This window comes from Streptomyces sp. NBC_00647 (assembly GCF_045207245.1).
Lineage (GTDB): Bacteria > Actinomycetota > Actinomycetes > Streptomycetales > Streptomycetaceae > Streptomyces.
This window is the reverse complement of sequence record NZ_CP109040.1, coordinates 9,623,780-9,643,893: the sequence shown is the minus strand read 5'-3', so window position 1 is coordinate 9,643,893 and position 20,114 is coordinate 9,623,780. Positions and strand designations below refer to the sequence as shown.

Below are 20,114 nucleotides of genomic sequence, written 5' to 3'. Positions count from 1 at the left end.
AAGTGGTGTGCGAAGGCCAAGAAAGGGATGCGCTGACCGCTTGAGCCCGCCGTCGTCTGCTGACGCGCGGCGACCATGACGCCTCGATCTATTGATTCTGGGTGAAGGCGGCGCGGTACGCGCTGGGAGTGAGCCCTGTCCTTCTCGACACGTGCCCGCGTAGAGAGTCCGTGGTGGCGAGGCCACTGAGCTGGGCGACCTGGTCCATCGGCAGGTCCGTTGTCTCCAGGAGCTCCTGCGCCCGGATCACACGCTGATGGAGAAGCCACTGCAGCGGACTCAGGCCTGTTTCGTCGTGGAACCTGCGCGTCAGCGTGCGGACGCTGGTCGTCGCGTGAGCGGCGAGGTCGGCACGGCTGAGCGGTTCATGCAGGCGATCGAGCGCCCATGTCCGGGTCGCGGCCAGCGAGGTGCCCCTCTCGGGTGGCAGAGGCGTCGCGATGAACTGTGCCTGCCCACCGGGCCGCACCGGTGCCGCCACCACCAGTCTGGCGACGGCATTGGCCGTCGCGGCGCCGTAGTCGGAACGGACCAGGTGCAGACACAGGTCGATGCCGGCGGACAGCCCCGCGGAGGTCAGGACGTTGCCGTCCTCGACGTACAGCACATCGGGCCGCAGCCGGACCGCGGGAAATCGGGCGGAGAACTCCTCGGACTTCGCCCAGTAGGTGGTGGCGCTGCGGCCGTCGAGCAGCCCGGCTTGGGCGAGGACGAACGCTCCTGTGCAGATCGAGGCGATGCGTTTGCCCGCGGCCGCCGCGTGGCGCAGCGTCGCGAGAAGCCTCGGCTCGACGTCGTCGCGGGCACCGGTTCCGGTCACGATGACGGTGTCGGCGTCGTCGACGGCCTCCAGGCCGTGGGGGACGGTGACTTCCATGCTGCCGCTGGTGGCGACGGGACCTGGGTGGACGGTACAGATGCGCACCTGATAGCCGGGGCGGCCGTCGATGGTCGTCTCGCCGAGGACCAGCTCCGGAATCGACAGGTCGAAGGTGGTGGCAGGGGGGACGGCGACGACGGCAACGCGGCGCATGGCCCGAACCTCCGGATGTTTGGCATTCGGGCCACTACCCTACGGATCAACCGTGGCTGAGGGTAGGGGCGTTGGGGCGGGCGGTCCCGACTTTTCGACCAGGGAGTGCACGCATGTCCTTGTACGTCATCGTCGGAGCCGGAGCCACGGGATCGGCCGCCGCGCGGCTGTTGGCGGACGCCGGCGAGCAGGTCCGGCTCGTCACCCGCCGGGGCAGCGGACCGGCGCACGATCGGATCGACCGGGTGACCGCCGACGCCACCGATACCGCGCGACTGATGGAACTGACGCGCGGGGCGGCGGCCCTGTTCAACTGCGCCATGCCGGCCTACGACCGATGGCCGTCCGAGTTCCCACCGCTGGCCGCCTCGTTGCTGGGCGCAGCGGAACACGGTGGAGCGGACTATGTGATGCTCGGGAACACCTACGGTTACGGACCCGTTGACGGGCCCGCCACCGAGGACCTGCCCATGGCGCCCACCAGCGTCAAGGGCCGCGTCCGGGCTCAGATGTGGCATGACGCTCTTGGCGCGCACGAGGAGGGCCGGGTGCGGGTGACCGAGGTCCGGGCCAGCGACTACCTCGGTGCGGGCGCGTACTCGCCGTTCACGCTCATGGTGGGGGCACAGGTGCTGACCGGTGCGCCCGTCTCCTACCCAGGAGACCTCGATGCCCCACACAGTTGGACCTACACCGCCGACGCAGCCCGGACACTGATCGCCGCCGCCCGGTGCGAGAAGTCCTGGGGCCGGGCCTGGCACGTGCCGTCCGTCTCCCGGGCCCCGGTCCGCGAGCTGGCCGCACACCTGGCCCTCGCAGCCTCGGCGCCCGGCCCCGAGCTGACACACATGACGAAGACCGAGTTGGAGGAGATCGGACGGACCGATTCGGTCATGGCGGAGTTCCCGGAGATGCTGTACCTGTACGACCGTCCCAACATCCTCGACGCGTCGCTCACCGCGGAGGTCTTGAACATCGCGCCGGCTCCGCTCGATGCGGTCCTCGACGAGATGGCGGGGGAACACAGTTAGGTCGCATCATGTGCCGATCTCGGAGCTCTATGACGGCAAGCGCCGGCCTTGTGGCTACAGCAGCCTGGTAGCGCTCGTCCACAAGGCGAAACGAGCGTGCGGTCGTGGCGATCACCTGCTTCCATGGTGCGGTGCCCACCAAGCCTTTCACGTTCCCGCTCCCGAGCCCGGGAAGGCCGTTTGTCGCGGAGGTCTCCCCTGGAAGAGCCTGAGTTCGACGTGGTGCTGTCCTCTGGCGGCGATCGCGGGATCGACGTTGTCCAAGTGGTTCGGGCAGTGACTGGGCTGAGCGCATGGCGAAGCAAGCAGCTGCTCGAAGCCGGCCCGACAACGGTGGTCGACCGGACATGCTTTGAGGCCGCGACGGAAGCGGTGAGGCGCCTCGACGCAGTCGGCGCTCGAGCTGAATTGCTCTGCGGATGGTGTGAGCGGGTGCTGTCTCTCGAGGACTGCCCGGTGGACGCGGGGCCGTGCTCGTCGCCCTTCTTGTCTCCGGACGGATGCCCCGCAAGCCGACCGAGAGCTTGATCCCCGCCCTTCCGAACACCGTCACTCCGGCACATGTCCACGTCGGGTGACGTGTTCTCGGGGCGCGGGAGGGTGGGCGGCGGTGGGGCGCAGCCGACCGTCAAGACGGCCTCGACGCAACCAGGTTCCGAGTGCACGCCCCGTCGACGTCGGAGGACGCGCCCGGTCGGTAAGGTGTGCGGCTCGATGAAGATCAATCACGGGCGGCCGGGGAGCCGTTGAGGGAGGAACGGGTTGTGGGCAATCTGCCCGGTGTATTCGCGATGCCTCGGATGCTGCGTCATTTCGGGGCCACCGGCGAGCACATGCCGCCGGACGGCGCGGTGGAGGTGGACGCTCCGGACTCCGCTCTGCGGGCCGCGCTGTTCGCGGCCCGGTCGGGGAGCTGGGAGCCGACGGCGGAACTGATGGCGCAGACGCGCACCGCCCGGGACTGGGACCGGCGCAGCCGGTGCACCGCCGGACTGGCCGAACTCGCTCTGCACCACACTGGATGGCTCGACGACTGGCGCCGGGAGCGGCCCGGCGACCCCGATCTCGCGCTGGTCGCGGCCGAACTGGAGATCAGTCGCGCCTGGGAGATCCGCACCGCCGCGCGTGCCCGCCATGTGTCTCAGGAGCAGTTCCAGGCGTTTCGCGCTGTCCTGCGCGACGCCGAACCGGTCCTGCGGACGGCCGCCGACCTCAACCCCGGCGACCCCGTACCCTGGCGGATCCTCATCGCCCACGCCATGGGGCTCGGCGCTCCCCGCCCCGTGTTCGACGAGTACCTGGCGCGGGGGCGCGAGGCCGACGCGCACCATCTGGGGCTCCACGCGCGCGCGGTGCAGTATCTGGCTCAGAAGTGGTACGGCTCCCACGCGGAGATGTTCGAGTTCGCAGAGGCGGCCGCCGCAGGGGCCCCCGAGAGTTCACCGCTGCGCGGACTGCCCCTGCACGCGGTCACCGAGTACGCGCTGGAGCACAAGGCGGGCAGAGGGCGGGGCCCGGTGGACTGGTCCCGCATCGAGGGTCATGTCGAGGCAGGTCTGAACCTGTCCGCCGGGTACGAACCGGGCGACCAGCGGGCGTCCGATTTCCGCAACCATCTCGCGCTCGGGCTGATCCGCTCCGGGCGCGAGGCGGAGGCCCTGGAGGTCTTCCGCCTCATCGGCACCGACGCTCGTACCTTTCCCTGGGCGTACATGGGTGACCCGAGAGAGATCTTCCTTCTGATGCGCCGCGCGGTCCGGGTGCATGTCGCCCGCCGGACGCCGTACTTCGGCGGCTCCGTACCGGCGCCGGCTTTCGGCGACGCGGCGGGTGCGGCGACCTCGACGACCTCAACGACCTCGGAGAATGGGGCTGCCCAGACCGCCGCCATGGCCTTCGCGCTCGCCGGAGCGACGCTGCGGGACGTCCGCGAGGCGATCCTGATCACCGGCACGACCATGCGTCTCGCTCCGGCGCGCGGCGGCGGCACGTTCGTCGAGATCGCGCCCTCGGCGGATCCGCCGGGCCGCCGCAGGGGCGTACGAGGGACCCTGCTCGGCGAGGGCGGGCTTCCCGGTCTGGCGGGCACGTTCAGCCGGGGTGAGAAGTGGCCTGTGCTGGTGGCGGTCAAGGAGGGGGCGGACTACACGCTCCACCTGTACCGCGACGGCCGCCTGGTGGCCGCACACGTCTGGTGGGCCGATCCGGCCGAGATGCCGACCCAGGAGGAGGCGGCGGAGCGGGCTGCCGCGCTGGCGGCGGCCTACGGGACGTCGGACGCTCGCCCCCTCACCGCGATTCTGCGGGGCACCGGTGATCCACGGCAGCACCTCGACGAGGCCTTCGCGGCGCTGGGACTGCCCTCGCCACCGGCCGGCTTCGGGCACCGCCCCGAGCCGCTGGCCGAGGTGCCGGGTGCGCAGCTGGTCGAGCGGAGGTCCTTCTTCCGCGCCATCAAGGAGACGCTCGCCTCCGAAGACGACGCAGCCTCCGGAGGTGAACTGCCCCCGCTGTCCTGACGTCGACAGGTCAGTTCAGTTCAGCTGGTCATCCAGGAGACGGCAGAAGCCCTGCTCGAGCGCAAAGACACCATCGGCCTGCGTCATGTCCTCCTGGCCTGCGGCCGCGCGACCACCGACGACGCGCTGGATCATCTCGGTGCTGCTCTGGACTGTGATCCCGAGTGGATGACGACCGAAGGCACGGACCTGCTGATCAAGCAGTTGAGCAAGCTCGCGACGGACCAAGACGCCGGCGTCCGCGACGAAGCCCGACAGATCCTGGCGAGGCTGCGGCCGCGCGTGGAATGCGCGCGACTCGAGCCTCGCCGAACCTTGATCCGCATCCTTGATGCTCGTCGATCAGGGCTCTTCCGCGACCCGCGGGCTGAGCCACTCGATGATGCGCCCGCGGATGGGAACCCGCGGGCTTCACCGGCTCCAGGTCTCGCTGCCTGCGGTCCCACGGTCCCAGAAGGCCGCTGATTGACGTGTCGTGAGCTCTACGGGATGGCCATTCCGGGGCCGTTGTCGCCGCTCAGGTTCTCGCCGAACAACGCCTTCGCCGCCGGTGCCCCGATGTCCGTCGGGTTCTGCGCGACCGACTTCGAGGCCGTCAGGCCGGAGGCGGCGCCGCGCAGCAGCCATACCGCGCCGCCGTTCACGACGTTCCCCAGGTTCTCGCCAGGCGCGCCCGCGACCAGGTCCGCCCTGCCGTCACGGGTCACGTCGAGCAGTCGTATCGAACCGCCGAACAGGTCGCCGGACTCCGCGACGCCCGGCACGCTCGCCGTGTCCTGGTGGAAGGCCTGCGCGCCGGTGCCGGTGAGTCCGGCCCTGCCGCCCTTGAGCAGCACCACGGCGCCTGCCTTCTTCTTCGAGCCGATCGCCTCTCCGGGGACACCGACTGCCAGGTCGGGGTATCCGTCGCCGTTCACGTCGCCCGCGCTCAGCCGCCCGCCGAACTGGTCGCTCTTCTCGCTCACCCCGGGCACGCCCGCCGTGTTCTGCGTGATCGTCCGCGTGCGGGTCTGGCTGGGGCCGGCCGGCGAGCCGTAGTAGATCTTGACGGTGCCGGGGTCCTCCACGTTCTCGGTGTCACCGTTGGGGAAGATCCGGGTGGCGAGGTCGGCGTAGCCGTCCTGGTCGAAGTCGGCGACGGCGGTGCTGGCGGCGGAGGTCAGCCGTTGCGGGACGGTGGACAGGCCGTCCTTCGTGCCGAGCCACAGCTTGCCGCCCTCGGCGTGGTTCTCGTAGACGTAGAAGGTCGCGAGGTCCTCGATGCCGTCGCCGTTGAAGTCGCCCGCGGCGGTGGAGTTGATGGTGTTGTCGGTGCTGTACACCTGCAGCCGCTGATCGCGGGCGGGAGAGCCGCCCCGGTCGATGGGGCCGTAGAGCACGTCGTGGTAGTCGTAGGAGTCTTCGCTGTTGCCCATGAACAGGTCCGTGTGCCCGTCGCTGTCGAAGTCGCCGGCGGTGATGTCTTCGCCGACCTGGGCGTTCGCCGGTGCGTCGAGGCGGACGGCGTCCTGGCCGGACATGCCGAGCTGCCGGCCCCACAGGACGATCACCGATCCGCCGATGTTGTCCTCCGGCCGGTATTCGCGGGTGACCAGGGCCAGGTCGGTCAGGCCGTCGCCGTCCAGGTCGCGGGAGATCATGTCATAGCCGAATTGCGCGTTGTCGCTGGGGACGCCGGGCACACCAGGAGTGTCCTGGGTGATGACCATGGTGCGCTCGGGGTCGAGGTCGTGCGCCGAGCCGTAGGTGATCGTGATGTAGCCGGCCCACGTATGCCCATTGACCGTCCCGCCGGGGGCTGCGACGGCGAGGTCCTGGTAGCCGTCGCCGTTGAAGTCCTCGCGCACGGTGGCGGCGCCGTCCTTCGCGGATGCGGTGCCCGCGACGATCGGTACGCTGAACGACCCGATCAGCGCGGCGGCTACGGCGGTCGACAGGGCGGGTCGGCGGATGCTCACGGTTCCTCCTTTGAGCGCGAGCGACGTCGAGACGCGTGCGCGCGGATGTGACTCACCTGCGAGACACGCGGCAACGGCTGATGGTTGTGCGGTGAACGGCACTTGAACGGATGGAAGTCGCCCAGGGACCGGCACCGCGCGCCGCACGACGAGCGTCGAGACCGGCGAAGAGGTGCGCGACCGGCTGCGTGCCCCGCCTCGAGCAGCGTGGCTCCGGCATCACCGACGTGCTCATCCGGCGTCTGAGCTCAGTCCCGGCCTCACAACGCGATCGGCCGATACGCCAGGGCCTGATCTACTACCTCTTCGGCCGAGAGTTCCCGCTCCGGCGGCCAGAAGATCAGGTCGCAGACATGACCGGACGGGCATGCCAGAGCTCTGTCGAGCCTCTCCAGCCAGGCGTCCGCCTCTTCGTCCGAGGCGTGGTCCGCTCGCATGACCCGCTGCACAAGCGCGACCGCCTCCGCGCGACTCATCTCCACAGCACTCATCAGATCCCTCCGCAGAGTCAGCCCAACCGCACGCGTGATCTCCCGGACAGGTCCCTGGTGTTGCGGGTCGGGAGGTTGTTGACGGGTTGACCTTCACATCGGTGTGATGGTTGTGCAATCGAGTCATGGAAAAGGACTCGATGAATCCCGGCTCGTTTCGGATCGGCCTGGCGTTGGAGGGCACGGGTTGGCACCCTGCCTCGTGGCTGTTGTCGTCGGTGACTGATGCCGAGGAGGTTTTCAAGGGCGGCTACTGGACGGACTGGGGGCGCGCGGCCGCGTCAGGTGGCGTCGACTTCGTCACGCTCGAGGACGGTCTGAGCCTGCAGACCGACCGGTTCGGTACGGCCGACCAGGCCCACGACCGGGTACGCGGCAGGCTCGATCCTCTGGTCACCGCAGCGGTCCTGCTGGCGACGACGGACATCAGCGAAGTGGTCGTCTCGCGCAACGTGACGCACACCGACCCGTTCCACATCGCCGTCCAGCTGGCATCCTTGGCGGCGATAGGGCCCGGCCGGGTGGTGTGGCGGCCGCAGGTTTCCGCCGACGCGCGCGACGCCACCGTGGTCGGTGGACCGGCGACGCCTCAACTGCTGCCCGAGGACGTGTACGTCCCGACTCGCATCGCACGCCGGCTGCGGGACCTCTTTCGTGATGCCGAGGACTACGTGCGAACAGTGCGCGAGCTGTGGAAGACGTTTCCCGCCGAGAGCCTGAGCTCCGGGGACACGTTCCTGCACCGGGACATGGTCGCCCCGTTGCGGCTCACCGGCAGGGAGAGGTACCCGGCGGCCGGCCCGCTGACCGTCCCGGTGCCGAGCACCCCGAAGGTCGCGGTGCTCGCGCACCATGCCCTGGAGCCGTATCGACTCGCTGCCGCCGTCGCGGACCGGGTCTTCGTGACTCCGTCCCAGGAGCATCCGATTCCCGCGCTCCTGACGGCGTTTCGAGAAATCGAGAGGCTGACGCCGGACGCCGCCGGGACCGAGGTGTACGCGGATGTGGCGGTTGTCCTGGGCGACACTGCCGAGCACGCGGAGGCGAGGCTGGCCCGGCTGAACGAAGCGGCCGGCTTCGTCTGGGCACCGGACACACAGGTGTTGGTCGGTACCGCGGACCACCTCGCCCGCGAACTCGGCCGCTGGCGTGAACAGTTCGGCCTGAGCGGGGTTCGGCTGCGCCCCGCCGTGCTCTCGGATGACGGCGCCAGGATCGTCCAGGAGCTTGTCCGGTGAGGAACTCGCCTCAGGCCCCGCGTAGTTGATCAGACGCTGTCCAGTTGACTCGACACAACCGGGGCGCGATGGTGCTCCACCTCGGCCAAATACTCGGTCATCGCGTTCCGGTTGCGGGTGAGCACCTCGATCCGGTCGGTGAGCTTGTCCCGCTCCGAAGTCAGCAACGCCAGCATCTCCGGGGTCGCGTCCGGGAAGTGAATGGACCTGGGCTTGTCCAGGCACGGCAGGATCTGCTTGATGACCCGGGTCGGCAACCCCGCCGCCAGCAGACCGCGTATCTGCTTCACGCGGTCCACGTACCGCTCGTCGTAGTCACGGTATCCGTTCGTCGTCCGATCCGGCACGATCAGACCCTGCTCCTCGTAGTACCGCAACAGACGCCGGGACACACCCGTCAGGCGGCACAGTTCACCGATCCGCACATGCTCGAGCGTAGCCGCGCGGTCCGAGCTTGACCATCACATCAATGTGAGGGTTTCACGATCAGTGCATGACGACCACAACAGCCTCTCCTACAAGACGTGATGCCCTGCCCTGGTCCGCGCTCCTTGCACTGGGCACCGCGGTCTTCATCACCAGCCTGACCGAGACCCTCCCGGCGGGCGTCCTCCCGCAGATGTCCTCCTCCATCGGCGTCAGCTCCGGTGCGGCGGGCCAGACCGTCACCGTGTACGCCACCGGTACGGCCCTCACCGCCATACCGTTGGCCGCTGCCACGGCGGGAGTTCGGCGCAAGCCACTGCTGCTGAGCGCCATGACCGCCTTCCTGGTCGCGAACACGCTCACCGCTGCCGCGCCCGGCTACACGGTCCTGCTTGTCTCACGGTTCCTCGCCGGCGTCGCCGCCGGACTCGCGTGGGCCATCCTTGCCGGATACGCGCGGCGTATCGCGCCCACCGGTCAGGAAGGACGTGCCATCGCGATCGCGATGACCGGGATTCCCCTGGCGCTGTCGCTGGGAGTTCCCACCGGGACGCTGATCGGGCAACAGATCGGGTGGCGAGCGTCCTTCGCGGCCGTCTCAGTGATCACCCTCGCCGTCCTCGCGTGGATCACGGTCAGCGTTCCCGCCGTCAACGAGACGACGGCGGCGGCTGAAGAGCCCAAGCCGACCGCCCTGCAGACACTCCGGGTCCCTGGGGTCACCGCCACCCTGGTCGTCGTCGTGACCTTCGTCCTCGGCCACACCATCCTCTACGCGTACATCGCGCCGTACCTGCGTCACGCCGGCCTCGCCACCGCAGTGGACGCGATCCTGCTGACCTTCGGCATCGCCTGCCTGGTCAGCATCTGGTACACCGGCCGTCACATCGACAGACACCCTCGTGGCCTCGCGCTGACCGCCGCAACGCTGTTCACCGTCGGCACGGCCGTCTTCGCCACCACCACGGCACAGGCCGCCGTCTGGGTCGCAGCCGTCGCGTGGGGCCTGGGATGGGGCGGTACACCCACGCTCCTCCAGACCGCGGCCGGTCATGCGGGGATGCGACGCGGCCCAGCCGTCGCCGACACCGCGCAAGCCATCCTTGTGACGTTGTGGAACGCGGCCATGGCACTCGGCGGCATCATCGGCGGCATACTCCTGCAGCGTGTCGACATCACCGCCGACGCCGTCGCCGCGGCAGGGCTCGGAATCCTCAGCCTGGCCGTGATCACGCTCGCGCGGAAGCACGCCTTCGCACCAACGGAGCAGGAAGCACCGTGACACACGCGAACGCAGCACTGTCGGTCGAGGGGCGACACCGGCAGGGTCTCGAGCTCGACGTGCTCCAGCCCGTGCGCCTCGGCGACCTGCGTGGCCGGACGGCCGGGTCTGCGGCACTCGCACGGGACCGGCGGAGGGCTGCGGCCTCCGCCGATCACCCGCACCGCCGACCGTCCTCGGGCGACGAGCTACGCCGTCACACCGGGGCCGGTCGGCCACCGTCGGATACGTCCATCGTGCCGGCGGCCCGGATGCGCCCTACCACCACCCGCAGTCTCACCAGCGCGGCCACAGTTCCGGCACCGACAGGAACGAGCGGCCAGAACACGGGGCGGATCCCGAAAGCCGCGCACCCGATGAGCGCGGAGATCGCCGCAACCCCGACGAGGAACCCGAGCAGCCAGGGCCCGGCGCGGTCCCGCCGCTCCAGCCGCACCCGGTCGCGGCGGCACATGACATACGCGAAGGCGGCCACGGCGAGGGCCAGCAGATACCCCATGATCAGTGGGTACAGCACGAACAGCGCGATGTCCCACGCGCCTGGGTGCCAGCCGGGCCACACGTCGCGCCCGTCGATCTCCACGATCCGCCCGTGCCACAACCCCGCCTCGACCCGCTGCCCCTCCTGGAGGCCGTGCGCCGAATCGTCCGGGACGCCGTCCACCGTCTTCAGCTCGTCACCGACGCGCAGTTCGATCGTGTACTCGGTGTGGACGAACCAGCGCCCGCTGCCGCCGTCCTGGCCTCCGCCCTCCCTCCCGGACTCCGTGTGGCCTGTCAGTCCGGTGACAGTGGCCCCGACCGTGCGCAGCGACCCGTTCGACCGCGCGAGTGCCACGGCCGTCTCCTCGTAGGTGCGTACGCCGAGCAACACGATGAGGGCAGCCATGAAGAGGCGGAACACCAGACGTACTGCGCGCGCCTTCACGGTGCCGGTCCGGCCGGGGTCCGGTCCGGCCTGCGACCTCACGTCCCCTGCGGGGTCCTGCGTCATCGGCTCCCCCTTCGCGTTCAGGTTCCGATCGGGACGGGCGACCGCTGTCCCACCAGATCACACGCCGTACAACTGACCTTGGTTGCGGCTCCCTTGACGGCTACGCCCGGTCGCGGACGTGGAGCGCCGGACCGGCCCCCCTTGGGCCCGGTGGCGCCATGGGCTCGGGGCGACGGCGGCTGAAGCCGGAACAGTCGACTGCCCGACCGGACATGTGTCGCAAGCGATCTTCACCCCCTACTCTTCGGTTGATCGAAACACTGACGGACGCAGGTCCGAGGCGGGGGAAGGCACATGACGTATCGGCGCGCGGTGATACCGGCTGTGATCGGAGGCCTGGTGATCACGATGCTGCTGTGGTGGGCGGGTGCGAGCACACAGGCACTGCAACTGCGCGGCACCACAAGCGTGTTCGACGCTCAGTCCGCGAGCGAACTCACGCGATGGCTGGCACCGTGGTCGTACAGCCCCCCGGCGGACCTGCTGTCCGACGGGCCTGGCGCCGCCGGCGGAGACACCGTGGTGAGCGGAAGCACTCAGTACGCCGGGCTGTACGGCACCGCGATGCAGATCAGGTTCGTGGCGGTCTTCGTGTTCTTCGTGGCGGGCTCGCTGCTCCTGATCCGCAGGATTCCGCCGACGCAGGGCCGTACGCCGGCCACGCTGCTCGCGCTCTGGGCCTGGGGGCCGGTGGCCGGGACGCTGGCCGTGACCGTCTCCGCTCCGTGGCTGCTCGCGTCCCGAGGGCACGGCAGCTACCGGGTCCTGCCGCAGCTGGCGAGCGTGATCGCGTCGAGCGGGCCGGTCGTGGTGATCACGGCCCTCTTGACCGCCCTGCTCACGGTGCTCGTGGCGCGTGTCACCGCCAAGGGTGAGGACCCGCTGCCCCGGCAGAGTGTGCCTCCGCGCGCGGCCCGCCTGGCCGCGAGCGCCGGGACCGCTGTGGTCGCGCTGTCGCTGGTGATCCTTTCGTACGATTCGGTGGCGGCACGGATCCAGACCTCGTTCGTCGGTGGAGGGCTGCTGTCCGAACCCGGTGACCTCCTGCGTCAGTGGCTGCTGCTCGGCAGCTGGACGAGCCCGGCGACCACGCCGCTCGGCGACTGGCTGCTCTACCGGGCCGCCGACGTGCTCGCGCTGGCCGTCGTGTGGTGGGCGCTGCGGCTCCTGCCCGGCCTGCTCACCCGGGCCACGGTTCCGGCGATGGCGATCGGCGCGGTCTGCGCAACCGTGCTGGGGCTGTTGGCGAGTCAGGTGCTGCACATGGCGATCGACGACACGGTCGCCGTGTGGGGCCCTGTCCACCTCTTCTCGAACCTGGGCGTCGGTGTCCCGGCCGCGCTCACCTTCGGCACCGTTGCGGGGATGGCGGCCCTCGTGACACTGCGCCTGGCCGGGGGCCGTGACACTGCGGAGGCCGCGGAGGCCCCGGTGACGGAACGAGCTGAACGGTAGACCGCGTGGCGATCCCAGCGGCTACCACCTGGTGGCGACATGAGGTCGGGTGCTGCGGCATCAGGTCGGGTCTCACGGGGTGACGATCCAGCTCGCGACGGCTGTCCCAGCCCCCACGGAAGCGGTGCCTCTCAAAAAAAGACCCTGTCCCGCACTGCACGGGACAGGGTCTTCACAGAGCGCCGGGCAGGCCTTGCACCTGCATTTCCCCGCAGGAAGCGGGGCGTCTTTCCTTGGACCACCAACGCATCGCGAACCGGCGCGTCTTCCGCCGATCTGCTCAAGATCAATGCTAACGCATGACCCTGCATGCACACCACGCCGGACGAGGGACGCAAACGCGCAGACCTCACCCCGACACCGCACCCGCGGTTGCGTACGGTCTCCCGCGTGCCGAAGGGATACACATACCCGCGGCTGCCACCGATGACTTTCGTCGCTCCCGGCGGTCGGTATGTCCTGAGGGTGAAACGGATGGAAGTGAGGATGAGCATGTTCGTCCTGGTTCCCGGGGCCGGGGGTTCGGCCTGGTACTGGCATCGTGTGGCGTCCGCGTTGCGGAGCCGAGGGCATGAGGTCATCGCCCTCGATCTGCCCGGCGCCGACGAGTCCTCGGGGCTGCCCGAGTACGCCGACGCGGTCGTCGCGGCCGTCGGTGATCGCCGCGGCGTCGTAGTGGTGGCCCAGTCGATGGGCGGGTTCACCGCGCCGATGGCCTGCGCCCGCACCTCCGTAGAACTGCTGGTGCTCGTCAACGCGATGATTCCGCTGCCGGGCGAGACGCCAGGGCAGTGGTGGGGCAACACCGGATCAGAGCAGGCCCGTATCACGGCGGCCGAAGCAGGTGGATACACCGCGGAAATCGACCTGGACACGTACTTCCTGCACGACGTGCCGGCCGAAGTCGCCGCCGCCGGAGCGGATCACCAGGGGCCCGAGGCCGACATCGCCTTCAACCAGCCCTGCGACATCCGCACGTGGCCCGACGTGACCACACACGTGTTTGCCGCGGCCGACGACCGGTTCTTCCCCCTGGAGTTCCAGCGCCGAGTCGCCCGCGATCGTCTAGGGGTCGAGGCCGAGACGATTCCCGGTGGGCACCTGGCCGCGCTGTCGCACCCGGTTCCCCTCGTCGACCGACTCATCGCGTATCTGCCGTCAACTTGACCCGGCCAAAGGACCGGGCTTGGAGGTAGCGCCCAACTGGCTGCTGGGTGGGCTCCTCCGTCCTGACACCCCTACGGGGTGTCAGGGACGCGTGACTCACGCCCCGCAGTCCACACAGCCTCGCCCTTGTGGGCGATGTTGTGGGAAGCGTTCCGGTCTGCGTGGGCAACGACCCCGCAGTTCCGGCAGGAGAAGAGGGCCTGGCTTGCCCGGTTCTTCTTGTCGGTGTGGCCGCACGCGCAGCACTGCTGCGACGTGTTGGCGGGATCGACGAAGACCACGGGGACGCCAGTCCGGTGGGCCTTGTAGACGATGAAGTCTGCGAGCTGGGCGAAGGCCCAGGAATGGAGCGCGACCCGTTGGGGCTTGCGGAGCCGTACCCTCTGCCGGATTCCCCTGAGTTCTTCCAGGGAGATCCCGGCCGAGGTGCGTTCAGCCTCGGTCACGATCGTCTTGGCGATGATGTGGTTCTGGTTCTTCGCATGCCGCTGCTCGCGCCGGTTGCGCTTCTTCAACAGCCGCTTGGCGGACTTGGTGCCCTTGGCCTGCAGCTTCTTGCGCAGGTCGAGTTGCCGCTTGCGGTACCGGTTCAGGCCACGCCCGGCGGCCTGGTAGCCGGCGGAGGTGGTAGCGATGTTGACGATGCCGAAGTCCACGCCGATGAAGTGGTCGGGCTCGTACTGCTCGGCCTCAGGCACATCGCAGGTCGCGATCAGGTAGAACACGCCGTCACGCTCGATCAGATCAGACTCGCCCTGCCGGTGCTCCCTGAGCAACTTGAGTGCGTCAGTTGAGCAGGCGAAGCGGACGTTCTTGATACGCCCGGCGGTCGTCCAGATCGAAACGGTCCGCACGTCGTACTGCCAGCTCAAACACCGGTCGTCATACGGCTGCGCGGCCTCACGCCGGAAGGTGATCGGCTTGGACTCGGCCTTGGTTCGGCGCGTCGATCCCGGCTTCCCCAGGCTCCCGGCCTTGATGTTGGCTCTGAGCGTTGTGTAGGCGTCGCGGGTCTTCTTGATGACGTGCTGGGCGGCCTGCGCCCCCAGCCCCCGCGACCGCAGTTCACCATAGGTGTGCTTGCGCAGCTCGTACTCACGCGGGACACCGTGCTCGAACGCCACCGCCGACACCCAGCAGGCTGCCTCGCTGACCGTGCGCAGCGTCAACGACAGCGCGGCGGCCTGCTCCGCCTCCGGCATCAGCTTCACCTGCGTCACGAGTTTCATGACCACGACCGTATCGCTGATCGATGTCCCCACGCTGGGAGCCAAACTCCCATATCCGCCAGGGTCGCACCGTCGCCTACACCCTCCATGCCCACGTGGTCTTCACACCGCATTGAGAACCAGAAGCGACCCGACTCAGGTCCACGGTGCAGGCCCGGGCGCCCGCGCGGGCAGAGCAGTCCAGAGAAGCGCTTCGTCCCGGGCGTGACTGCCCGGGGTTCCGCGCTAGATCACGCTGAAACACCGGCGAAGCGGCGCTGTCGTGGTTCTGCCCCTCCCCGGGCAGAGCTCATGCCGCAGCAGGTTCGCCTCGTCTTGGGCGTCTCACGCCACGCCCGCGGCACGTCCGGTCAAAGCCGCGCGCCGGATCGTATCCCCTGGGGCGGAATCTCGTTGAAGAGGTCATCGCGCAAACGCCCCCGACGGTTGCGCGGCACGTGAGGGCCCGAATCCCTGCCCGGTCTCGGGCCCTCACACCCGTCCGTCGAGAACCGGGCCGACGGCGACGGAGGGGCCGGCGAACGTACTTGCGGCCTGCCGGGCATACCCGGTCGGCAGGCCGGCGCCCGGCCTAGGCGGAGGTGGTGGGGCGGGTCCGCCACAGGTCGCGGAGCAACGCGATCTCGGCCATGTGGTGGATGAATTCGAGGTTGGCCCCCGCCAGTACGGCGATGAAGGGGTCGTCGGGGTCGGAGCCGTACGGGTACTGCGAGAAGCCGACCGTGTCGAGCTGCTCGTCGGTGACGGCGCCGACGCTGTCGCGCCAGCGGTCGATCAGCGCCCAGAACCGCTCGAGCGCCAAGGGGGCCGAGGGAGTGAAGTCGGTCAGCAGCTTCGGTTCGTGCCGTCGTTCGCCGAAGGTCCATTCCCAGCCGCCGGCGAAGTGGAAGTGCAGGTGCCCAAGCCGCCACGCGATGGTCGTGACCGGCGTATCGTCCGGCTCCGGCGCGCCGGTGTGGGCGAGGATCTGCTCCACCCGCTCGACACTCACGCTCCAGTCGTCGGCAATCTTGGCCACGCTCATACCGCCGGCGGCCTGCCGGGCCACCTCGGCGTACTCGCCGGCCGGGATGTCCGCTGCGCCCAGGTCGAGCACCCACTCGCCCGGCCCGAACGCCCTGGGCGTCGTCGCCTGGTCCCGGCGTCTGATCGACCAGCTTCCGGGCACCGGTTCCCACAGGTACTCCTCGTCGCTGAGCCCCGTGAGCCGCACCTGGGCCATCTCCCTGGCATGGTCGAACTGGTCGAGCAGCAAACCCAGCCGGTCGGTCCTCGCGCCCTTGATCTCCATGCCCGATTCCCCTCGCGTTCGCGTCTCGCAACTCACTGCGCTCAGGCGGAAGTTAGCGGCTCGGCATACGGGACGCGACCGATTTCCTCGCCCGCCGACCAATGCGGCACCACCCTCAACGCCGCACCCTGGGAGGGTTCAGGTTCTGCGGAGGACGCGGCCCGCACCGGCCGCGACGGTGGTCGCCGGCAGCCGGCCGGTACCGACGAAGACGATCGCCACCCACTGCATCGCCCCGCTCGGGCTGTACGCCCGCTCCTGGCCGAGGTCGACGAGGGAGAGCAGCGGATCGAGGGCGTAGATGACCGGCTGGTAGTGATAGGGACCGTCTCCCACGGGTGTGGGCGGCCACGTCCCGAAGAGCGTGGAGCCGATGATCAGAAGGCACGCCAGGAGCCATCCGGCTCGCATCGGCCGATACCCGTAGCCGACGGTCGCATCCTGGAGGAAGCCCCACAGGACATGCCGGCAGCGCCAGAGTGGACCGCATGCTGCGCTGCTTGGCCACCAGGACGGTGCGTGCGTCGGCGTCCCGGCCGTGCCGCTGGTAGACGGAGGCCAGTTGCTCGTACGGCTGGGGCGTGAAGCCGTCCGGATCCCGCCCGAGCCAGGGAAGGCGCTCGGCGGCGGGGAGGGCGGGGCGAAGGGTGTCGTAGACGGTCCCCTCGAGGATCAGGGAGGCGGGCCAGGCCGTGGGCTCGTCCTGCAGCAGTCCGACCCTGGTGCGGCTGAGATCGACGGTACCCAGGGATGCGTCACGGAGGTGAAGGGTGAGGACGGATGCCGTCGTACCGCGACAGATGAGGGCCTTCTCATCGGCGGCGGCGTCCAGGAGCGCATCCTCGAAGCACAACCTGCTGCGAATAGTGGCGCTGCTCAGGCGGATCCGGCCGTGAGCGGTGAAGCCGTCGCACAGGTTCGCCACGCCGCCGACGTCGACGCCGTTGGCCTTCAGGACGACCCAGTCGCTTGTGGAGGCGGTCAGTTCGGCGGCTTCGCACAGGACCGACCCGCCGACGCGGGCGTCGCACAGGTCGATGGTTCCCTGTGCCGTGAGTCCGTCCCGGCAGTCGAGTCTCCCGGTGCGGGGCGGACCGTCGTGTCCTGGAACAGCCGATGTGTGCCGACGCTGAGGGAGCGTAGGTCCAGGGTGCCGTTCACGGTGCAGCGGGTCACCTTGAACTCCTGTGTGACGCGGGCACTGTGGGCGTTCAGACCGGGGAGCCGGCACTCGTCGAGTTCGACCGCCTCGAACTGCCCGCCCTCCGGGCGCGGAGCGTCGTCGAGGCGGCACCGACGCAGCCGTACGGCGTCCTGCACGGCGGCCTCGGACAGGTCCAGCTGGCTGTCCCCGTGTGCGGGCGTCGCTCAGCCGGAGTCGGGCCAGGGGGCCGGGGTAGGGGGACGGCGCGGACAGCAGGAGCCTGCGCACGGCGGCCCCCCGCACCTCCGTCACGTCGTCGCACCGGTCGCCGCGGCGATACGCCTCCCACATGCGGCGCTCTCGCTCACCCCAGTCCGCTGGTGGGTCGTCGTCCTCCGCCATCCGGGTCCCCCTCCGCCACAGCCCAGCCGCGCGAGCACCTCTTCCTTGCCTGTGGGAGGGATTGATCATCCGCGATCTCCGCGTGCCGGTGCCTGCTCGCCGCACCCGGGGATCGGCACGTCCGACGGACGCCGACCGAGCCAAGTCGGCCTGCGATCGACGTACTTGGCCAGTTGGGACCCGCGTGGATGACTCTCGCGCAGCGGCCGTCACTCACGGCGCGCCGCCGCTCGACAACGACGATGACGCAGAGGCCTTTACAGCGGACGAGTGCCGATCAGGTCAGTTTGCGGCACAGCAGGGCGGCCGGGCCCTGGTTGGCGCCGAGGCGTGTGGTGAAGGCGATCCCGGCGGCGTACTCGTCGTCGGCGCACTGGCCCTTGTAGTCGCCGTTCGCGAAGTCGCCGCCGGCGGCGCCGGAGGGCCGGTTGTCGGACCGGTCGAACCACACGGTTCGACCGGCGCCCGCCAGTGAGTGGCCTGCGGGCACGCAGAGCGCGGCCGATGTCCGGCCGCCGCGACGGCTGTAGCCGATGAGGAAGTTCCCCGCGGGACACTGCAACTTGGTGTACCCCGAGGCCCAGTCGCCGCCCGCGGGAACGTGGCGTTCGTCGGGGACGACCGTCTGCGTGTTGCCCGCGGCGCGAAGGTCGCCGGTGGAGACGTCGGTGCACAGCCCGCGAACGCCACTGTGGCCGAGACCGATCAGTCGCTGACCGTCGGGGCAAGCGGCCTTGGACGCACCCGAGTTCCAGTCACCATTCGCTCGCACCCGGAGCGACTGGACGTAGTCGCCGTGATCGGTGGCGAGCATGCGCCAGCTGGGAACCGCGGCGACGGACCCGGTGCGTGTCGGCGCGGTCATGAGCCGGTTCCACGCGGTCGCGCGCCAGTCGGCCTGGTCGAGGATGCCGTACCGGTTGCCCGAGGTGTCGTAGCGCAGCAGGGACCAGTCGTCGTGGCCCTCCCACCCGACGAGCGGCCAGTAGGCGAAGTCGGCGTCGTGGTCGGCGAAGTAGTCGGTGATGTTGCCGAACCAGGTACGGGCGGCCGCGCCGGTCTCGCCCGCTCCGATGCCGAACTCGCTGATCCACACCGGTGCGGTGAAGTGCTGGTTTCCCTCGGAGGAGACGAAGAAGGCCTGGTCGTTGAGGACTTGGTGGAGCTGGTCGCGGGTGAGGTCCTGGTAGCGGGCGTCATGGGTCTCGCCGATCCCGGTGGCGCCGCTGTGATTGGGGCCGGTGTACCCGTAGAAGTGGGCCGAGTACACCAGCTTGTGCGTGGCGACGAGGGTGTGCGAGAGCGTGCGCGCGGGGGTGAGGGTGGGGCGGCCGTGCGGGAGTCCGTCGACCGGAAGGCCGGTCCAGTTGATGCCCTCGATGACGATGAGGAGGTCGGGGTTGGCCTCGGCGAGGATGCGGTCGGCGGCGAGCTGGGCGGCCGCGTACCAGTCGTGGGCGTCGCCCAGGCCCCAGTTGGGGTCGTCCAGTACGTCACGGCGTACCTCGTTGTAGAGGTCGGCGCCCGCCACGCGTGGGTCACTGGCGTAGCGGCGGGCCATGAAGACCCAGTCGTCCGCCCACTGCTGGGTCGACTGTCCGCTGTTCCACCGTTCGTTGCCGTCGACGCCGCAGCACCAACGCGAGGTATTGGTGTGATTGTTGAGGATGACCGCGAACCCGTCCTGGGTGAGGGCGGCGACCACGGCGTCGTAGACCTGCAGTGGTGTTCTGCCGCGCAGTCCCGGGTTGGCGGTGAGGGCGACGTCCGGAACGGGCGTCGTCGTGTGGATCATCTCGTTGGAGAAGGGCAGTCGGATGCTGTTGATGCCGAGCCGGTGGAAGTCGCCGAGCAGTTGGGGCAGGGGGACCCGGTCCAGGCCGAGGGGGATGCCGTAGGAGTTCTGTCCGGCGTGGTGGTTGGCCGGGTCGGCGGTGCTGCCGCTGCCGTTCCAGGAGCCCTGCGCGCCGTCCCAGTTGGCCGACTTCAGCCGGAACCGGTTGCCGTCGGCGTCGACGACGTACCGTCCGCGGGTGGACAACGGCGGTTGCCACGCCTCCGTCGCCTGTGCGCCGGCGGACGTCGTCCACGCGGTGCCCGCAGGGTCCGCGGTGGCGGCAGGGTCCGCGGTGGCGGCGACCGCCCCTGGGGCCGCGGCCAGCAGCAGGAGGGCCGCGGTCGCCAGTGTCAGGTACTTGCCAAATCTGAGGGTGGGCATCGGACCTCTGTGAGTGAGTGTTGGTGCGCGGACGTGGGAGTCTTTGCCGACCGGCGCCCAAGTGTGCGGGGTCTGTCGCCGAGTTCGTGACGGACGGGCGGATTCGGCTCTCGGGCGGGCCTCTTGGGCGAACGTGCGCGTGCGGCTCTGGTGCGGCTCGTGCGGGCGGCGGCCACCGGTTCAGGGGAACCCGGGTGTCGCCTCGGTTGGGTCGGTCGGGTCGCGACGGCATGATC

16 protein-coding genes are annotated in these 20,114 nt (G+C 69.7%); 7 read left to right on the top strand and 9 right to left on the bottom strand.

The window, feature by feature from the left end:
- Nucleotides 1-88: 88 nt before the first annotated feature.
- Entirely contained in the window at nt 89-1,033 is a 945-nt protein-coding gene (locus OG788_RS42440) for a GlxA family transcriptional regulator (protein WP_406376224.1), read from the bottom strand.
- A 113-nt stretch (nt 1,034-1,146) separates the two neighbouring features.
- Here OG788_RS42440 and OG788_RS42435 point away from each other — a divergent pair, with 113 nt between their 5' ends.
- From OG788_RS42435 to OG788_RS42425, 3 genes are all read left to right on the top strand, one after another.
- Nucleotides 1,147-2,064, top strand: a complete 918-nt coding sequence (locus tag OG788_RS42435) for an NAD-dependent epimerase/dehydratase family protein (RefSeq protein WP_406376223.1) — start codon at nt 1,147-1,149, stop codon at nt 2,062-2,064.
- A 123-nt stretch (nt 2,065-2,187) separates the two neighbouring features.
- Nucleotides 2,188-2,592, top strand: a complete 405-nt coding sequence (locus tag OG788_RS42430; protein ID WP_406376222.1) for a ribosomal protein L7/L12 — start codon at nt 2,188-2,190, stop codon at nt 2,590-2,592.
- Between the two features lie 272 nt (nt 2,593-2,864).
- Entirely contained in the window at nt 2,865-4,583 is a 1,719-nt protein-coding gene (locus OG788_RS42425; protein ID WP_406376221.1) for a hypothetical protein, read from the top strand.
- A gap of 482 nt (nt 4,584-5,065) precedes the next feature.
- Here OG788_RS42425 and OG788_RS42420 read toward each other — a convergent pair whose 3' ends face one another.
- Nucleotides 5,066-6,541, bottom strand: coding sequence for an FG-GAP-like repeat-containing protein (locus OG788_RS42420; RefSeq protein ID WP_406376220.1), 1,476 nt, complete (start codon nt 6,539-6,541; stop codon nt 5,066-5,068).
- 260 nt (nt 6,542-6,801) lie between these two features.
- Nucleotides 6,802-7,032: an e9imm peptide gene (locus tag OG788_RS42415; protein WP_406376219.1), complete on the bottom strand. Its 231-nt coding sequence runs from the start codon at nt 7,030-7,032 to the stop codon at nt 6,802-6,804.
- Between the two features lie 125 nt (nt 7,033-7,157).
- Between OG788_RS42415 and OG788_RS42410 the strand changes: the two genes are divergently transcribed.
- Nucleotides 7,158-8,270, top strand: coding sequence for an LLM class flavin-dependent oxidoreductase (locus OG788_RS42410; RefSeq protein ID WP_406376218.1), 1,113 nt, complete (start codon nt 7,158-7,160; stop codon nt 8,268-8,270).
- 29 nt (nt 8,271-8,299) lie between these two features.
- Here OG788_RS42410 and OG788_RS42405 read toward each other — a convergent pair whose 3' ends face one another.
- A complete protein-coding gene (locus OG788_RS42405) occupies nt 8,300-8,695 on the bottom strand; it encodes a MerR family transcriptional regulator (protein ID WP_406376217.1) in 396 nt (131 codons plus the stop codon).
- A 68-nt stretch (nt 8,696-8,763) separates the two neighbouring features.
- On the opposite strand from OG788_RS42405, the gene OG788_RS42400 reads away from it, so the two are divergent.
- Nucleotides 8,764-9,978, top strand: a complete 1,215-nt coding sequence (locus OG788_RS42400; protein WP_406376216.1) for an MFS transporter — start codon at nt 8,764-8,766, stop codon at nt 9,976-9,978.
- A 196-nt stretch (nt 9,979-10,174) separates the two neighbouring features.
- Here OG788_RS42400 and OG788_RS42395 read toward each other — a convergent pair whose 3' ends face one another.
- Nucleotides 10,175-10,972 (bottom strand): hypothetical protein, encoded by a 798-nt coding sequence (locus tag OG788_RS42395; RefSeq protein ID WP_406376215.1) that lies wholly within the window; start codon nt 10,970-10,972, stop codon nt 10,175-10,177.
- A gap of 294 nt (nt 10,973-11,266) precedes the next feature.
- On the opposite strand from OG788_RS42395, the gene OG788_RS42390 reads away from it, so the two are divergent.
- Both OG788_RS42390 and OG788_RS42385 read left to right on the top strand, forming a co-directional pair.
- A complete protein-coding gene (locus OG788_RS42390) occupies nt 11,267-12,427 on the top strand; it encodes a hypothetical protein (protein WP_406376214.1) in 1,161 nt (386 codons plus the stop codon).
- A gap of 486 nt (nt 12,428-12,913) precedes the next feature.
- Entirely contained in the window at nt 12,914-13,594 is a 681-nt protein-coding gene (locus OG788_RS42385; protein ID WP_406376213.1) for an alpha/beta fold hydrolase, read from the top strand.
- Between the two features lie 71 nt (nt 13,595-13,665).
- On the opposite strand, the gene OG788_RS42380 is transcribed toward OG788_RS42385, so the two are convergent.
- From OG788_RS42380 to OG788_RS42365, 4 genes are all read right to left on the bottom strand, one after another.
- A complete protein-coding gene (locus OG788_RS42380; protein WP_406376988.1) occupies nt 13,666-14,823 on the bottom strand; it encodes an RNA-guided endonuclease InsQ/TnpB family protein in 1,158 nt (385 codons plus the stop codon).
- Nucleotides 14,824-15,394: 571 nt separating this feature from the next.
- Nucleotides 15,395-16,114, bottom strand: coding sequence for a DinB family protein (locus OG788_RS42375; RefSeq protein ID WP_356755032.1), 720 nt, complete (start codon nt 16,112-16,114; stop codon nt 15,395-15,397).
- 138 nt (nt 16,115-16,252) lie between these two features.
- Nucleotides 16,253-16,525, bottom strand: coding sequence for a hypothetical protein (locus OG788_RS42370; protein WP_406376212.1), 273 nt, complete (start codon nt 16,523-16,525; stop codon nt 16,253-16,255).
- A gap of 1,412 nt (nt 16,526-17,937) precedes the next feature.
- Nucleotides 17,938-19,878 carry a glycoside hydrolase family 5 protein gene (locus tag OG788_RS42365; RefSeq protein ID WP_406376211.1) on the bottom strand — a complete coding sequence of 647 codons (1,941 nt, stop codon included), beginning with the start codon at nt 19,876-19,878 and terminating at the stop codon, nt 17,938-17,940.
- Nucleotides 19,879-20,114: the final 236 nt, after the last annotated feature.